The 16,867-nt window shown below is 58.6% G+C and carries 13 protein-coding genes; 2 read left to right on the plus strand and 11 right to left on the minus strand.

Annotation, left to right across the window (positions count from 1 at the left end):
• Nucleotides 1–393 precede the first annotated feature (393 nt).
• Both AAAX73_RS08190 and AAAX73_RS08195 read right to left on the minus strand, forming a co-directional pair.
• The gene (locus tag AAAX73_RS08190; protein ID WP_118081142.1) at nucleotides 394–1,419 is read right to left on the minus strand and encodes an aspartate-semialdehyde dehydrogenase; all 1,026 of its coding nucleotides are present in this window, start codon (nucleotides 1,417–1,419) and stop codon (nucleotides 394–396) included.
• 174 nt (nucleotides 1,420–1,593) lie between these two features.
• Nucleotides 1,594–2,982, minus strand: a complete 1,389-nt coding sequence (locus AAAX73_RS08195) for an aspartate kinase (RefSeq protein ID WP_118081144.1) — start codon at nucleotides 2,980–2,982, stop codon at nucleotides 1,594–1,596.
• A gap of 103 nt (nucleotides 2,983–3,085) precedes the next feature.
• On the opposite strand from AAAX73_RS08195, the gene thrC reads away from it, so the two are divergent.
• Nucleotides 3,086–4,603: a threonine synthase gene (thrC, locus tag AAAX73_RS08200; protein ID WP_349125601.1), complete on the plus strand. Its 1,518-nt coding sequence runs from the start codon at nucleotides 3,086–3,088 to the stop codon at nucleotides 4,601–4,603.
• 200 nt (nucleotides 4,604–4,803) lie between these two features.
• Complete coding sequence (gene thrB, locus AAAX73_RS08205) at nucleotides 4,804–5,685, plus strand: homoserine kinase (RefSeq protein ID WP_118081148.1); 882 nt, start codon at nucleotides 4,804–4,806, stop codon at nucleotides 5,683–5,685.
• Nucleotides 5,686–5,943: 258 nt separating this feature from the next.
• Here thrB and yihA read toward each other — a convergent pair whose 3' ends face one another.
• The 9 genes from yihA to AAAX73_RS08250 all read right to left on the minus strand — a co-directional run bounded on the left by yihA (nucleotide 5,944) and on the right by AAAX73_RS08250 (nucleotide 16,559).
• The gene (yihA, locus tag AAAX73_RS08210) at nucleotides 5,944–6,534 is read right to left on the minus strand and encodes a ribosome biogenesis GTP-binding protein YihA/YsxC (RefSeq protein ID WP_055252447.1); all 591 of its coding nucleotides are present in this window, start codon (nucleotides 6,532–6,534) and stop codon (nucleotides 5,944–5,946) included.
• A 37-nt stretch (nucleotides 6,535–6,571) separates the two neighbouring features.
• Nucleotides 6,572–7,312 (minus strand): 5'-methylthioadenosine/S-adenosylhomocysteine nucleosidase, encoded by a 741-nt coding sequence (gene mtnN, locus AAAX73_RS08215; protein WP_117821047.1) that lies wholly within the window; start codon nucleotides 7,310–7,312, stop codon nucleotides 6,572–6,574.
• A gap of 78 nt (nucleotides 7,313–7,390) precedes the next feature.
• On the minus strand, nucleotides 7,391–8,302 hold the full coding sequence (locus AAAX73_RS08220; RefSeq protein WP_349125602.1) for a serine hydrolase: 912 nt from the start codon (nucleotides 8,300–8,302) through the stop codon (nucleotides 7,391–7,393).
• Nucleotides 8,303–8,804: 502 nt separating this feature from the next.
• On the minus strand, nucleotides 8,805–9,623 hold the full coding sequence (gene pflA / locus AAAX73_RS08225) for a pyruvate formate-lyase-activating protein (RefSeq protein ID WP_117821045.1): 819 nt from the start codon (nucleotides 9,621–9,623) through the stop codon (nucleotides 8,805–8,807).
• A gap of 186 nt (nucleotides 9,624–9,809) precedes the next feature.
• Nucleotides 9,810–10,664: a DegV family protein gene (locus AAAX73_RS08230; protein WP_117821044.1), complete on the minus strand. Its 855-nt coding sequence runs from the start codon at nucleotides 10,662–10,664 to the stop codon at nucleotides 9,810–9,812.
• A gap of 277 nt (nucleotides 10,665–10,941) precedes the next feature.
• Complete coding sequence (locus AAAX73_RS08235) at nucleotides 10,942–12,384, minus strand: glycoside hydrolase family 32 protein (protein ID WP_349125603.1); 1,443 nt, start codon at nucleotides 12,382–12,384, stop codon at nucleotides 10,942–10,944.
• A gap of 101 nt (nucleotides 12,385–12,485) precedes the next feature.
• Nucleotides 12,486–13,937 carry a PTS transporter subunit EIIC gene (locus tag AAAX73_RS08240; protein WP_349125604.1) on the minus strand — a complete coding sequence of 484 codons (1,452 nt, stop codon included), beginning with the start codon at nucleotides 13,935–13,937 and terminating at the stop codon, nucleotides 12,486–12,488.
• 45 nt (nucleotides 13,938–13,982) lie between these two features.
• Nucleotides 13,983–15,365 carry a family 43 glycosylhydrolase gene (locus AAAX73_RS08245; RefSeq protein ID WP_349125605.1) on the minus strand — a complete coding sequence of 461 codons (1,383 nt, stop codon included), beginning with the start codon at nucleotides 15,363–15,365 and terminating at the stop codon, nucleotides 13,983–13,985.
• Between the two features lie 183 nt (nucleotides 15,366–15,548).
• The gene (locus tag AAAX73_RS08250; protein ID WP_022094949.1) at nucleotides 15,549–16,559 is read right to left on the minus strand and encodes a LacI family DNA-binding transcriptional regulator; all 1,011 of its coding nucleotides are present in this window, start codon (nucleotides 16,557–16,559) and stop codon (nucleotides 15,549–15,551) included.
• Nucleotides 16,560–16,867 lie beyond the last annotated feature (308 nt).

Consider the following 16,867-nt stretch of genomic DNA (forward strand, 5'->3'; position numbering starts at 1 on the left):
CAAATAAGGTCGTTCACTTCTCGGGAAAGTATTAGACCCCGATTCACCCCAACCCCAAAGTCACCCCAGGCAGCAGGCGCAACGCGCCGCAGCTGCCGGCCGCGCTCCGCAGTCCCCCAAGGCGGCAGGCGCGAAGCGCCGAGGCCGCCGCCGGGGCCAGGGCCCGCAACGGCCACGTGCCCTCACATCAGCCCAGCGGCCCCAACCAACAACGGCCCCATCGCAAGCCGCTTACAGCAGCGTCGCCGCAGGCGGGGCCGGGCTTAGTTTTCAGAACACTCCGCAGACCAGTGTGGCGCCTTGTCCGCAGCTCCGAAGGAGCAGGACAAGGCGCCACACATGGTCGAGGACGTTCTGAAAACTAAGCCCGGCCCCCGCCGGACAGGTCAACCGCTACTCGCAGAGCAGCTTAGCGATCTGGACGGCGTTGGTTGCCGCGCCCTTACGGATTTGGTCGCCGCAGCACCAGAAGGTGATGCCACGCGCGGCCTCGGGGTTCGAGATATCGCGGCGCACACGACCGACCCAAATCAGGTCCTGGTCGGAGGTGTCCATCGGCATGGGGAAGCGCTCGTGCGCATCCTCGGCAGCCATATCGTCAACCAGCTTGACGCCGGGAGCGGCAGCCAGCGCAGCACGGGCCTCGTCAACCGTAATGTCGCGCTCAAACTCAAGCGTAATGCTCTCGGAGTGCGAGCGCAGCACAGGCACGCGCACGCAGGTGCAGTTCACGCGCAGCTCGGGCAGGTGCATGATCTTGCGGCCCTCGTTCTGCAGCTTCATCTCCTCGGAGGTAAAGCCCTCCTCCTTGACGCCGCCAATCTGCGGAATCAGGTTGCTCGCGAGCTGGGCGGCAAATGCGCGCGGCTCGGGAATCTCCTCGCCACGGCCCAGGGCGACCAGCTGAGCCTCGAGCTCGGCCATACCGGGAGCGCCGGCGCCCGAAGCCGCCTGATACGTCGAAACAATCATGCGCTTCACGCCGGCGAGCTGATGCAGCGGCCACGTGGGAACCAGGCCGATGATGGTCGCGCAGTTGGGATTGGCGATAAGGCCGTGATGCCACTTGATATCGTCGGCATTGATCTCGGGCACGACCAGCGGTACCTCGGGATCCATGCGGAAGGCATGGCTGTTGTCGACCACGACGGCGCCGCGCTTGACGGCCTCAGGCAGTAGCTCCTTCGCGATATCGTCACCGGCGGCTCCGAGCACAATATCACAGCCCTCAAAGGCCTCGGGGCAAGCCTCTTCGATCACGATCTGCTCACCGCGGAACTCAACGGTCTTACCCGCGGAGCGTGCACTTGCCAACAGCTTGAGCTTGCCGACCGGGAACTCCTGCTCGTTTAGGCACTCGAGCATCTGGGTGCCCACGGCTCCCGTCGCGCCCAAAATAGCAACCGTGTACTGTTTCATGCTTCCCCCTTTAAAGGTTTTGGCTTTTGCCCGCACGCCGAGCAGGCTGATTATTGTTGTCAGTGTATACAAGAACGGGGCGGACACGAAACCCGCCCCGTCGAAACGAAACCGAAACGAAACGCCCCGCCGTAGATTTTTGAGGCGAGTCCCAAAAATCTAGCGAGATAGTAGCTACTTGTGGAGCGCAGCCAGGGCGGGATCGACCGGCGCGGAAGCCTCCAGGTCGGAGACCTTCACAATGCCGTTCTCGTCGGAGAAGGCACGGTAAATGGTCCGAATCGCCAGGTCGAAGTCCTTCTCCTCGACACCGATAATGATGTTGATCTCGTCGCAGCTCTGCGAAATCATACGCACGCTCACGCCCGCCTGGCCAAGCATACCAAACAGATGGCCCGAGATACCTGCGCGGCCGCGCAGGTTACGGCCGACGGTAGCGATGAGCGCCAGGCCCTCGACAACCTCGATCTCGAGCGGCTCGACCTCCTGCTGAATGTCGCTCACAAGCGAGTACAGCGAATCGTGAACGTCCTGCTCCTGCACCACGGCGCCAAAGCGGTCGACACCGGTGGGCATGTGCTCAACGGAAACGTCATAGCGCTCGAAGACCGAAAGCGCGCGGCGCATAAAGCCGACACGGGGCTTGGTGCGGTCGCGGGCCACATTGATGGCGACAAAGCCGCGTTTGCCGGTCACGCCGGTAATGATGGGCTCCGCCTCGCCCTCGTCAGCCGTCTCGCTAATGATGGTGCCGGGGTCCTGCGGCGCATTGGTGTTCTTGATGACCAGCGGAATGCCTGCCTCGCGCACGGGGAACACGGCCTCCTCGTGCAGGACGCTTGCGCCCATGTACGAAAGCTCGCGCAGCTCCTCGTAGGTAACGCGCGCAATGGGCTGAGCCTCGGGAACAATACGCGGATCGGCAGAATAGAAGCCCGAAACGTCGGTCCAGTTCTCGTACAGATCGGCGCCAAGGCACTTGGCCAGAATCGAGCCCGAAATATCGCCACCGCCTCGATCGAGCAGCTTGATCTGGCCCTCACGCGTCGCGCCGTAGAAACCGGGCATAACAAAGCCACCCTGCTGGCCGTACTCCTGCACCAGCTCGGAGGTGCGGTTCATGCTGAGCGTACCATCGTGATGGAACGCCACAACCGTCGCGGCGTCCAGGAACGGCAGGCCCAGATACTCGGACATCAGGCGAGCGGTGAAGTACTCGCCGCGGCTCACAAGCTCCTCGGTGGAGTAGCCGCCCGAGCGGGCGCGCTCGGCAAAGGCTGCGAACTCCTCGCGGATGGGATAGGTGAGCTCCAGCTCGTCAGCGATATCAAAATAGCGCTGACCGATGTCCTCGAGCAGCTCCTCGCACGACACGTGATACTTAACGTGCGCGTTAACCAGGTAGAGCAGGTCGGTCACCTTGGTGTCGCCCTTAAAGCGGCGACCGCAGGCGGAAACCACCACAAAACGGCGGGCAGGGTCGGCATCGACGATGGCCTTGATCTTCTTGAAGTGTTCGGCGTCGGCGACCGACGAGCCGCCAAACTTGGCAATTTTTATCATGGCGTGGAGGTTACCTTTCTAAAAGCCTCTGCAAACCTGTTTTGCGCGCTCTGATACCATGGTTTCACCGATTGGGACCAAGGTATCCGAGGAGCACTGTTATATGGGAACTTATCATAGTACACGAGGACGCACTTTATCATGCTCAAGTAAGGTGGCAATCCGTACCGGCATCGCTCCCGACGGGGGTTTGTTTGTCTCGGACGAGCTTGGCACCCAGCAGGTCGATATCAGCTCGCTTGCTGATAAATCGTACTTTGAAATCGCTCAAAATGTGTTGGGAATGTTACTGAACGATTACACGGACGAAGATATTTCGGCGTGTGTCGACGAGGCATACCGCGGCACGTTCGCGAGTGAAGAGGTCACGCCTCTCGTCAAGCTCGACGCAGCACCGGGCACCGACGCCCCTCAGACCTATGTGATGGAGCTCTTTGGCGGCCCCACGAGCGCCTTCAAGGACGTCGCCCTGCAGATGCTCCCCCGCCTCATGGCCCGCACCTCCGCCCAGGACGGCGGCGCCGAGCGCATCATGATCGTCACCGCCACGTCGGGCGACACGGGCAAGGCAGCACTCGCCGGCTTTGCCGACGCCCCGGGCACGGGCATCACCGTCTTTTATCCCGAGGGCAAAGTCAGCCGCGTACAGAATCTGCAGATGTCCACTCAGGAGGGCGATAACGTCGCCGTCTGCGGCATCCGCGGCAACTTTGACGACGCCCAGAGCGCCGTCAAGCGCATCTTTGCCGATAAGGAGCTTGCCGAGCGTCTGGAGGCCGCAGGCACGGTGCTTTCGAGCGCCAACTCCATCAACGTCGGCCGTCTGGTACCGCAGGTCGTCTACTACTTTGCCGCCTATGCGCAGCTGTTGCGCGCCGGCGCCATCGAGGCCGGCGACGCCGTGGAGTTCTGCGTACCGACCGGCAACTTTGGCGATATCCTGGCCGGTTACTATGCCAAGCGCATGGGTCTGCCCGTCGCCAAGCTCATCGTCGCGAGCGACAAGAACAACGTGCTGGCTGACTTCCTGAGCACCGGCGTCTACGACCGCAACCGCCCGTTCTTCACGACCATCTCGCCTTCGATGGACATCCTCATCAGCTCTAACCTGGAGCGCATGCTCTACTTCCTGTCCGATGGCGACTGTGAGCTCGTTGCCGGCCTTATGGAGCAGCTGGCGCGGACTGGTCGCTACGAAGTTCCCGCCGACCTGCTGGCAAAGATTCAGAGCGTCTTTGGCTGCGGTTGGGCCAGCGAGGACGAGGTACGCACTGCCATCAAGAGCTGCTGGGACGCGAACGGCTACGTGATCGACCCGCACACCGCCTGCGGCTATCACGTCTTTGAGCAGGTCGCTCCCGCCGAGGGCGCCAAGGCCCGCGTGCTGCTTTCGACCGCCAGCCCCTACAAGTTCCCGCGCGCCTGCTGCGACGCCCTGGGCCTCGACGTTCCCGAGGACGACTTTGAGGCCATGCGCGTGCTCGAGCAGGCAACCAACACGGTTGCCCCGGTCCAGCTCGCCGAGCTCGAGTCCAAGCCCGTCCGCTTCGAAGACGTCTGCGACGTAGCCGACATGGCCAACTACGTAGAGCAGGCTGCAAAAAAGATGGCTACCAACTAAACCCTTACTAGGCGCCGGCGAAAGCCGGCGCACCTTCTTTTATCAGATACTCACCGGGATAATGACGAGCTGACATGCGGGTCTGCCTGTTTAGTTCGTCGCGAGTTCCGCACGAGCCGGAAAGCACTTAATGTGCTTTCCGAGCGAGCCAGGACTGCCCGAGCAGCGAACTAAACAGGCAGACCGCCCAGGAGATTCCCATGATCAAAATCACCGTCCCCGCCACCAGCGCGAACCTAGGCATTGGCTACGACACCCTCGGCATGGCCGTCAGCCTCTACTCGCACTTCACCTTCGAGCGCGCCGACAAGCTCACCATCACGGGCTGCCCCGAGGAATTCCAAAACGAGAACAACCTGGTCTACGTTAGCTTTGTCGATGCACTGGCCGCATGGGGCGAGCCGGCCTTCCCCGTCGCCATCGACATTCAGACTGACGTTCCCGTCGCCCGCGGCCTGGGCTCCAGCTCCACCTGTGTCGTCGCCGGCATTATGGCCGCCGCCGCGCTGACAGGCCACACCGTCGACCGTGCCGAGCTCGTCCGCATTGCCACCGAGGTCGAGGGCCATCCCGATAACGTCGCCCCCGCTATCCTGGGCGGCGCCGTCTGCTCCTTTACGCCGACCGATTCGCTCCCCCAGTGCCTGCGCTACGAGGTGAGCGATCGCCTGCGTTTTATTACCGTGATTCCTCCCTACGAGGTGCATACGAGCGAGGCGCGCAAGGTCGTGCCGCAGGAGGTTCCGCTCTCCACCGCCGTATGGCAGATGGGCCGCATCGCCGGCATGACGCGCGGTCTTGAGTCCGGCAACCTCGACCTGATTGCCGCCGCCAATGACGACCGCATCCAGGAACCCTATCGTCGCCGTCTGATTCCCGACTACAACGCCGTGCGCGACACCTGCCTTAACGGCGGCGCCAAGACCATCTGGATCAGCGGATCGGGCTCGACCCTTATGGCTGTGACCGACGACACCATCGTGGCAAAGTTCCTGCAGGTCAAGCTGCGCGAGCAGTTCCCTAAGTGTGATACGCATATTCTGACGTGCGACACGGAAGGCGCTCAAATCGAGTACCTGTAGACATCGCCGATCGGTCTGTCCGGGCCACCCAGGGGCATCCCCTTAAAAACGTCCTCGCACTTGAGGCCCGCTTATCCTGCTCCTTCGGAGCTGCGGATAAGCGGGCCTCGTGCTGCGGAATATTTTTAAGGGGATGCCCCTGGGTGGCCCTATGGCAACGTGGCGAGCGATGTCTACAGGGACCCACGCTTTGAAGGGGCGCCGGGCTGATAATTTGGCTCTTTATTGGGGAGGGCTCTTGCTAGGCTGGGGCACTTATTAGAGGCAGGCTTCGGCGATGCGGCGCTTGAGTTCGTCGATGCCGGTGCCGGTTTGGGAGCTTGTGATGATTACGTTTTCGGCCGGGACGTTGAGTTGCTTTTTGATGGCAGCTGCCTGGCGGGCCTGCTGGGTGCGGCTGAGCTTGTCGGCCTTGGTGAGGCAGACGATAAAGTTGAACTCGTTGCCCTGCAGATAGTCGATCATGTCATGGTCGAGCTTGCTCGGGTCGTGACGAATATCCACCAGCGACACGACCAGGTTAAAGCTGCGCTCGGAGTCGAAGAAGTCGCCGATGAGCTCGGCCCAACGGTCGCGCTCGGCCTTGGAACGACGGGCGAAACCGTAGCCCGGCAGGTCGACAAAGTGAACGTCGTCGGCCTCAAAGAAGTTGATGTTGCTTGTCTTGCCCGGCGTGCTCGAAACCTTCACCAGGTTCTTGCGGCCAAAGAGCTTGTTCATAATGGACGACTTGCCCACGTTGGAGCGGCCAACAAAGCTCACCTCGGGACAGGTGGACTCGGGGATCTGCGAAACCTTGCCGTAGCTGGCGACGAACTTGGCAAGCTGGTAGTTAATGGAATCGGCCATGGACACTCCTTGGTCGTAGGATCTTGCAAAAAACGCGCTATTGCGCAGCGGCAATGCGTCGAACGATATCGAGCGTGATATCGCTTGCGGCACGCGCATACTCGAACAAATCGAACTCGCGGTCGCAAATCGCATCATACGCCTCGTCACAATTATCGCTGATAGCACGCAGCACCAGGCAATCGACACCATTTTTGGTTGCGACATGGGCAATTGCCGCGCCCTCCATGCCGACACAATCGGCATGCGTCGCCTCGATGGCATCATTGCGCATAGCGGCGCCCGTCACAAAGCGGTTACCCGTGGCAATCGTGCCGACCAGGAACTGCTTTGCACCCTCGTTCGAAGCGGTCTCATTTGTCGAAGCATCAACAAACCCACGCTCAGCAAGCACATCGGCGGCAATATCGACCAGCGCGGGCGTCGAGACAAACTCCTCGAGCCCCGGTGCAGACTCGGCGATAAGCGCGGTATCGGTATCTAGATAGCGCAGGCATTTGCCAATGACGACATCGTCGATATGGAGCTTGGGATTCAGGCCACCTGCGATACCAGAAAACACAACTGCCTGTGGAGCATACTTGCTAATGAGGTGCTGTGTTGCGGCGGAAGCGTTTACCGTGCCCATACCCGCCGTCGTGGCGACAATCGACAGGCCGTCGAGCCCGCCGGTCACAACGTTCAAGCCCGCCTCCTGTACCATGCAAACGTTGCTCAACTCTTCCTTAATCTGCATGATCTCTTTTTCGAGCGCACCGATAATCGCGATGGTAGCCATGCCATTCCCCAAACCTATACGAAATTCTCAACCACGGTATGGTACCAGCATTTTGTTTGACCTCGTCAAACGAACACGTTAGGCCAGCGCAGCTCGGGTATCAAAGAATGTCTTAGCAATCGCAGCCACCAGCTCGCTCGAGCGATCGCTCCATGGCATCGATGTCATGATACTCATAATGTAGGTGTCGCCATCGACATCGATGAGGCCCGCATCGCATGTCGAATAGCAACCATCCTCGCTAATCCAGCCGGCCTTGTTGCGCACCAGGGCTTGGTCGTCCGCAATGCCGTCGCGGATAAAGGACCGGGTCGTAGAGGCCAGAAGATCCGATAGCCATTGCGACGTCTCGGTATCACGGCTCAAATACTCGCTCATCTCGCGCCACAACTTGGCCGAGGTGCGCGGGCAATAGGTGGGAAAATCACTCATCGGATCGAGTGCGGTATCGTAATCGATGCCAAGACTGGCAATCCAATCCTCGTAACCGACACGGTCAAACGTCGCGCGTAACGCAATAAACGAATCGTTGTCCGAATTAACGATCGCGGCCTCGATCAGGTCGCGCACCGTCTGCCAACCCATGTTGTAGCCACCATAGGTGCCAAGGGAATCATCGAGTGAAACCTGACCCGTCTCGACCAGAAATTCGCAGATGTACAACGCATAGAGCGCCTTGTAGCTACTCGCGCCGTAAACCTCGACATCGGGGTTATACGTCACGCCCTTGCCGCTTGACAGGTCGTAGAACACCACGCCCACATCGCCTAGCTCCTGCGCCCGACTCAGGGCATCCTGGAGCAAGGCAAGGCTCTCATCCTCCAAGGTAGGAGTCTTGTTATCCACCAACGAGAAGGCCTGAACGGTATCACCCGAAGGGATATCGTTGAAGTCCGCCTTCGAAAGTCTCGTCTTGAGATCTGCCGACGCTTTGGACTTTGAAACCTTCTCGTTTTGCGTCTGTACCGTTGACGCATCTGAGTGTGCCATTCGCTCCGACGCGTAGGTTTTGGCGGTAATTCCGAGGATAATAATCGCCAACGTTAGCATCCCAATGGCGGCAATCTTCGTCACGCGGACGCGAGCGTCGGCAAGGCCACGCGAAGATGTGCCCTTCGTCTCATATCTGCTGCTATGCTGCGGCATATACTCGTCCCGCGATGCGTTATTTCGCACGTGGTCTCCTGACTGCTACCGTTCATATACGAGCAGCATAATACCGAGCAGGCATTTCTTTCCAAAGATATTCAGCGGCGTTTAAGGCGTCTTTAAAGAAACCACAAGCGTATTTATCCAAATGGCGCGATTCTGTTGCGCATCTCCGCCCAAAACGCAGTTGCGGTGGAATAGTTCCTATTTGGGCGGCATAAGCCGAAAAACAAGAACTATTCCACCGCAACTTGACGGAGCTCTTTGGCAATCAACTTGGTGCCCAGGGGCACTCATTTAAGTCTGTCCCCAATGAGTGCCTTTGGGGAGCGAAAATGGCTCGCTAGCCGATAGCGTTTTTGAGTTCCGCGCGACGCTTTTTCATGCCCGTCATGACGGCGTTGCGCAGCTCGGGCATGCGCGCGGTATCCATCTGTGGAACGCCCTCGAGCTTATAGGGAATGCCCAATTGCTCGTACTTGACGACACCCATCGTGTGATACGGCAGCATTTCCAGGCCCACCACGTTGTGCCATGGAGCGATGAGGCGGCCGAGCGCCTCGCACTCCTCAACCGTATCGGTAATGCCGGGCACCACCACGTGGCGGATAACGACCTTAATCTTGCGACGGGCAAGCTCATCACCAAACGCCAGAATGCGTGCGGGATCGCAACCGGTCAGCTTTTTATGCTCAACGGGATCGGCATGCTTGATGTCGAGCAGCACCATGTCGGTCTCGTTGAGAACAGTATCGAACTTCTCGGGATGGTTGGGGTCAAACGCATAGCCGCAGCTGTCGAGGCAGGTATGCACGCGGCCATCGGGGTTGTTGTGCATTGCACGGAACAGGTCGGCTAAAAACGCGGGCTGCAAGAGCGGCTCGCCGCCGGACACCGTAATACCGCCGCTGCGGTAAAACTCATGGTTGCTCTGGAACTCGTCCATCAGGTGCTCGACGGTCACCATGGTGCCGCCGCTAACCGACCAGGTATCGGGGTTGTGGCAATACGCACAGCGCATGGGGCAGCCCTGAACAAACACCACAAAGCGGATGCCGGGTCCATCGACCGTTCCCATCGTCTCAATCGAATGTACGCGGCCCAGGGCAAACGCAGAGTCCTCGGGACGAGCGTCCACACCCTCGAGCGTCATCTCAGCCATTCCCGCTACCTTGCCTCTCATTGGTTTTAGCTACATAAATGCCAGAATCATTCTAGCCCATACGCATGATGGCGAAACGGTTTAGCGGTCAATTGGGTTGTCCTATTTGGCCCTACGCAAGAGCGGCGGGAAGGTTATCGCAACCCGCCCGCCGCTGAGGCAATAGAAATCGATAGACGCCAGACCTTACGCCTTAAGCGTGAGCACCGCACCGAAGGCGGTCGGGCCGCAATGGCTCGAGATGACACCGCCGACCTGAGTCCAGGTAACGTCCTTAAAGCCCAGGTCGTGCGCATAGACTTCCATGTCGTCGCGCAGCTCCTGGGAAAGGCCTACCGAATACGCCAGGCCAATATGCGAGTAGTCAATCTCGCCCTTCGCAACCATGTGGTCAATAAAGGCGCGGGCGCACTTGAGCATAGAGCCGCGGAACTTCTTGGTTGCCACGAACTTGCCGCCCGTTACCTCAATGCAGGGCTTAATCTTGAGCAGATGGGCACCGAGGAATGCCACGTTGGATAGACGACCGCCCGCCTTAAGGAAGGCTAGGTCGGTAGGAACAAAGCCCAGCAGCACACGGTCCATGACGGAATTCGTAAATGCAAAGATTTCGTCGACGGTGGCATCGGGGTGAGCCTCGATGTATTTGGCGGTCTCGACGGCAACAAGCGACTGGCCCACCGAGACAAAACGCGTGTCCATGGAGTAGACGTAGTCGCGACCCTTGGCGGCAATCTTAGAAGACTGGTGTGAGCAGGTCGTGGCCTCGGAATACGCAAGGTGCAGAATAGTCGCATCGGGCTGCTCGGCATGGATGCGATCGTACACGTGCGCAAAATCTGCCGGCGCGCAGCCGCTGGTCTTGGGCATCACGCCAAACTCGTTGCAGCGCGAATAAATCTCGAGCGGATCGATCGAGCCGTCCTCGACGGTCTCGTCACCAATCGTGACATGCATAGGTACGCGCACGATACCGTAGCGTTCGCAGAGCTCCGGCGTCACATCCGAACCAGACTCAACCACGATTACGTACTTGCCCATTATCATCACGACCCATCTCAACATTGGCTTTTCAACACATGGCACGCGCCGCCGCACTGTTGCACAACGGCGGCAGAGCGCCAAAGAGACGCCGCCCCTTGCACACAACAAAGGACAGCGTCTCCCTGGAAAAACTCCGTGCTAATCTGAGATTCTACACGGTTTATTACTAAGTGTTACTTACTCCGCAAACGGTCGCTATACGCGATAAACGGTAGTTCGCTGCGGCAACTGCGACACATTCCGCCCAGCAAGTCCAATCGTGCTCCACACACGGTTAATGCGCGAGGCGGTAGAAATTCATCGATGCCGCGCCCTCGGCGTGCAGCTCCATCGCCGGAACCGCCGGCGAATAGGTACGGCTCGTAAGTGCCGCCTCGCCGCCATTTGCAAAAATCTCGACCATCGTAGTGTCCGAAAGCACGCGCAGGTCGCGAAGCTCGCTGAGCTCAATCGACCTCTGGTCGCGCCCATAGCCTTCGTCACCCATGTCGAGGGTAAGCATCCCGTCTGCATAGCGCACAAAGACACCCTTGCGGATTTCGAGCTCGACCATCTTGGCGCCCTCGCAGGAAACCACAAGATCAAACAGGCGGCCCGGCTCCTCAACGGTTTCACCGCCTATCGCGCGAACGCAGTCACCGCGCATCCTCTCAATCTCGTGCGCCGGCCGCTGGCAGAGCTTACCATCGCGTATGCTCAGCTCTCGCGGCACCGTCAACGCGCACTGCCACCCGCGCGCCACCGTCGGGTTTTCTGCCGTCGCGTCGGGGCAACCCGACCATCCGATCATCAAACGCCGGCCTGCAGTATCCTCAAAGGACTGCGGAGCATAGAAATCAAAACCGGCATCGACCATCGGGGGCATGCCCTGCCCGACGATTTTAAAGCTCGGCGCCTCCCAATCGGCCTCGATGGAGAACCACACGCACTGATGCGGATTGCGGTAATGCCAACCATCGGCAGGCACACCCTGCGGACAGCAAACGAGAATAAGCTCGCCATCGAGCTCAAACAGATCGGGGCACTCCCACATAAAGCCAAACTTCTCGTCCAACTCAATGCGCGTCGCATAGCTCCAGTCCTCAAGATTGCGCGAGGTATAGACAAGCACGCACCCGCGATCGTCTTTCGTACGAGCGCCGAGAACCATGTAGTAGATACCGTCGTGTTCAAGGATCTTGGGGTCGCGCACGTGCGTACCGATATCGTCGGGGTAATCGACCGGCCCAACAGCTATGCGCTTCTCGCCCAATTCGTCGGGATTCTCGGCAACCATATGAATCTGGTTTTGCTCACGGCCCGTCAACACGTAGTCGTAATCATCGCGGTCAAAATGCTTGACGTTGCCGGTATAGAAGTAGTGAATCTTGCCATCGCGTACAAAGGCAGAACCAGAATACGCTCCGCTCGAATCCAAATCGGAATCGGGGAACAGCACGGGGCCGTGATTCTCGTACGTCACAAAATCCTTTGTCGTCAGATGGTTCCAAAGCACTGGACCGCCATGCGCAGCATCGAACGGATCGTATTGATGATAGATGTGATACGTATCACCAATCTGAACCAAACCGTTGGGGTCGTTGAGCCAGCCAAGCTCAGGCTCCACATGGAACAGAAGCCTATCGGGGTCGGACGCGATGCGGGCCGCCGTCTCATCCTGTCCGGCACGCCACTGCTCATAGTCCGCGCGTGTCACCTTGTTTTTTTGATTTAACATCGCCGTTGACTTTCTCGTCTATGGGGAAGGACGCTCGACTCACACGAGTCGAACGCCCTTCCTCAAATGGACTTATCCTCAGATTACACTGAACGGCTCAACTAGAAGCTAACGTCGAAGCCAGCGCCAGCGCCCTCTTCATCGGTGGTCGGCACGCCCTTTGCCTTGTTGTAGGCAAAGATCAAGACGATCGGCACGATAAAGGCGATGAGATTGCCAGCCACATACCACACGAGGGTCTCGGGCGTGACGATGAGCAGGCCAAGCACGCCGGTCAGACCCTGACCGATAGCGCGCACCTCAAAGAGCTTGACGAAGGCACCGCCGCAGCCTGCACCGATGCATGCGCAGATGAACGGAATGATCGAATAGCGCATGTTTGCAGCAAAGATAGCGGGCTCGGAGATTCCGACCAGCGTCGGGATAAAGGACGACATGCAGATGTTGCGCTCTTTGGAGTGCTTCTTGTGAATGAGGTACATACCGATGGCGCCGCCGCCCTGGGCGATGATGGAAACCGACCAGATGGCCTGGATGTAGTTGAAGCCAGTCGTGGCAACAAGGTTTGCCTCGATACCCTGGATGAACTGATGCGTACCGGTAACGACGAGCGGCTGCAGGAACGCGGCGAAGACAAAGGCACCAAAGACGCCCATCCTGTTGTACAGGATATCGATTACGCCGGCGAGGACGTCACCGATCAGGTTACCGAGCGGGCCGAACACGGTGAACAGGGCGACGTTAGCAAGAATCAGGGTAACGGTCGGGACAAAGACGAACGAAACGACCTCGGGGATGTACTTCTGGGCAATCTTTTCGACCTTGGCCATAAACCAGGCGGTCAGAATTGCAGGGAACACGCCGCCCTGGAAAGCAACCATGGGAATGGAGAGCGGACCAAAGTTCCAGTACTCAGCACCCGTCGGGTCCATAACGAACGTGTTGCGGTTCATAAGGCTCGGGTGAACCATGACGATACCGACGAGGATGCCCAGGATCGGGTTACCGCCAAAACGCTTGACTGCGCTGTACATAACCAGGACAGGCAGGTAGTCGAACGTGGTGGCGATAATGGCAAAGAAGCTTGCGAGGTTCTTGAGGAACTCGCTGTGATCGGCGAGGCTGCCCTCCATGCCAAAGAGGCCGTTGGCAACGATCAGCGACTTAAGGCCGATGATGATAGCAGCGCCGACGAAGGCGGGAATGATGGGAATAAAGATGTCCGAGAATACCTTGAGGACCGAGAAGAACTTGCCTTTCTTGTCCGCCTCGGCGCCCTTGACCTCGGAAGCGCTGATCTCCTTAACGCCCGTCAGAGCCATAAACTCATCGTAAACCTTGTTGACGGTACCGGTACCGAAGATGATCATGAGCTGGCCGCTGTTGTACAGCACGCCCTTGACGCCATCGATGTTCTCGAGCTCGGCCTTGTTGTATTTGCTCGTATCCTTGAGCACCAGACGCAGACGGGTCACGCAATGCGTGGCGCCCTCGATGTTCTCCAGTCCGCCGACGTTGTCGACGACTTGCTGGGACACTGTCTTGTAGTCCATGTTCCTCTCCATTCCTTTTCTAAATCATAAAACGGTTCGTTGCCGCTACAGAGACGCGATCGTTGCGCTTGCGCACTTGAGCGCACCGTCGGTGACGGTAAGCGCCACACCCTGGCCCTGCTTGTTGCAGAAGCGAGCGTTGAGCGCAACGTCATCGACAAAGATGGTCGCGATGTCGTCGTCGACGACCAGACGCACATGGTGAGTGCCCTCGCCCTTAAAGAACAACGGACGCTCGAGGCCCATGTTGTTGACCTGGAACCACGGGTACTGGGGAGCCGGCGTGAACTCGAGCTTGCCCTCGCGCAGGTTGGCGCGGAACTCATAGGCAAGACCGGTCTCGGCGTCCTCGGCGAACTTGACCGAGAAGCCGGCAGCGTTACCGCCGAGCTCAATGTCGGCATCGAGCAAGTAGGTGGAGCCGGCATCTGCGGCGAGCACCTGCTCGACCTTGCCCGACTCGCAGGAAAGCTCAAAGGTCTCGACTGCCTTAGCCTCGCCAAAGGCGCCAAGCATGCTGTCGGGGAGCTTGGTGCCGAGCGTTCCGTCGGCACGCTGAACGATCTCGAGGGGCATAAAGGTGCCACCCCATAGGTAAGAGCTGGGGTCGCCGCCCTCGTCACGCGTAGGAACCCAACCAAAGAGAACGCGACGCTCGCCATCGAATGCGGTGCGAGCGGCGTAGTACGCGCGGCCGTCGAAGGAATCGTCAGCGGGGGTAATCCAAGGACCGTTGATGGACTTGGACATGCGGTAACGGGTCTTGTTGCCGTCGCTGTACTCGGAAAAGACGAGGTACCACCAGTCGCCCATCTTAAAGAGATCAGGCATCTCAAACATGGTGTACAGGCCCGGGTTCCACCAGTCGCCCTGGAACTCCCAGTTGGTCAGATCCTTGGAGGTGAACTTGACCAGGCGGCCGGTCATCAGACGCTTGTCCTCGCCCACACGCGTGCCGAGGATGAGCATGTACTCTTCGTTCTCCTCATCCCAAAGCACAAAGGGATCGCGCCAGTTGCGGTCATCGTAACCCTCCTGGGGCGGAAGCAGCGTCTCGGCGATGTTCTTCTCCCACTTGACGGCGTCGTCGCTCGTTGCATGAAGAAGAACCTGCTTCATCAAACGTGCGCGGACCTTATCGCGATTGCAACCAGTGTAGAGCGCATGGTACTTGTCGCCCACCTTAAACACCGTGCCGGCATAAATGTACTGGTCGACTTCCTCGTCGCCGCCGCGCTCAAGGCTCTCGCCAAAGTCCTTGTAGTTGACGAAATCCTTGGTCGTAGCGAGTGCCCAGCCAAACGGCTCGCCGAAAGGTTCGGGGTTACGCGTGTCACGCTGATGATAGAGATAGAACGTGCCGTCCTCGCCGTACGGCATGATGTCGCCTACCCAAATTCCCTCAGGCTGGTAATACACCTTGTGCATCCGAGACTTCCTTTCCACGACATACTAACTCGGTACAATGGCAAGATATGTCAATCGTTTTCATATGTCAAACGTTTTCACACCAATACGTCTTTTCGCAGTTCCAGTCGTCGGCAAACGGTTGACATATGTCGGTGAACGGTCATCAGAGGCGTTTGAGGAATTCTTTTGGCACGGGATGAACTACGCGGTTTTGCCCTCAATGAGTTCGACGGGGAGCTTGATATTCGATTCGGGATTATCGCCGTTAATAAGAGCGATGATGGATTGCGCCGCGAGCTCTCCGATGCGATCGATATCTTGACGTACGGTTGTTAAGTCAGGCATAAACGTCATAGTTCGGCGGGCACCATCCGCGCCCACGACCTTAATATCGTCTGGAGCGCTCAAGCCGCGCTGCTTCATCACGTTGAGACAGATGGCCGCCATCGTATCGTCTCCCGCAAAGATGCCGTCAATATCGGGGTTCTCATCGAGGATCTTCGCAACGACCGCGCCCTTTTCGTCGTCGGGCTTAACGAACTCAACCTCACGGACAAGCGCGGACAAACCGGCCTGCTCAACAACATCGAGGTAGGCATCGGTACGCTTATTGGCAGGCATGCGCATGCGGCTATTGCTGCGCAGGCACAGGATACGCCTGCAGCCGTCATCAATCAGACGGCGCGTGGCGAGCTCGCCAATGCCATAGCTGTCACTTGCAATCTGGACAGAGCCCTCGCCAAGATCGCAGTCGATGCCAACCAGGCTCAAGCCCATCTCGGCATATGCCTCGGCACCGATATTGAGGGAGTTGACGATGACGCCGTCGACCATATTGCGGCGGAGCATGTCAATATAGGAACGCTCAAGATCGGGTCGATTGGCGCTGTTGCACAGCAACATCTTAAAGCCGTTTTCCGCTAACGTGCGCTCGACCGCCTGCACAACCTGAGCATGGAACGGGCTGCTCACAAAGGGAACGATCATACCGATAAGATTCAGGCGACCGTTGAGCATGGCGCGGGCGATATCGTTGGGCGTATAGTTGATGCGCTCCATCGCGGCATGGACCTTATCGCGGGTCTCTTGGCTAATATAGCCGCGATTATTAAGCACGCGAGATACCGTAGTAGGCGAAACCCCCGCCACCGCTGCAACTTCCTTGATGCCAGGCTTAGCAGAATCCTTAGAACGAGCGCCCTCGCGAGCCATAGCACCCTCCCCCATCAACATGTCATACGTTTACATACGAACAAAGCATACCCCAACAACAGCGGGAAGACGGTAACAGTACAAGTAAGTAAACGACTCATCCAAATAATTAGGAGAGTTTCGCCTAAAGGGTGACTACACAGGACCCCGCCGGGGCTGTTTGGGCTACCTCCCAAAACATTCCGCACTGATATTTTCTGTATTGAAGACGTCGATGATGCGCCCGTATACCATTGACGTCGACACCATCAGACGCGGTCCGCGCGGTGACCCCACATTCCGCTGGCGCCCACAGGGCTGCCCTCGTT

Source organism: Collinsella sp. CLA-ER-H9 (assembly GCF_040092295.1).
In the GTDB taxonomy this organism is placed as follows: Bacteria; Actinomycetota; Coriobacteriia; order Coriobacteriales; family Coriobacteriaceae; genus Collinsella.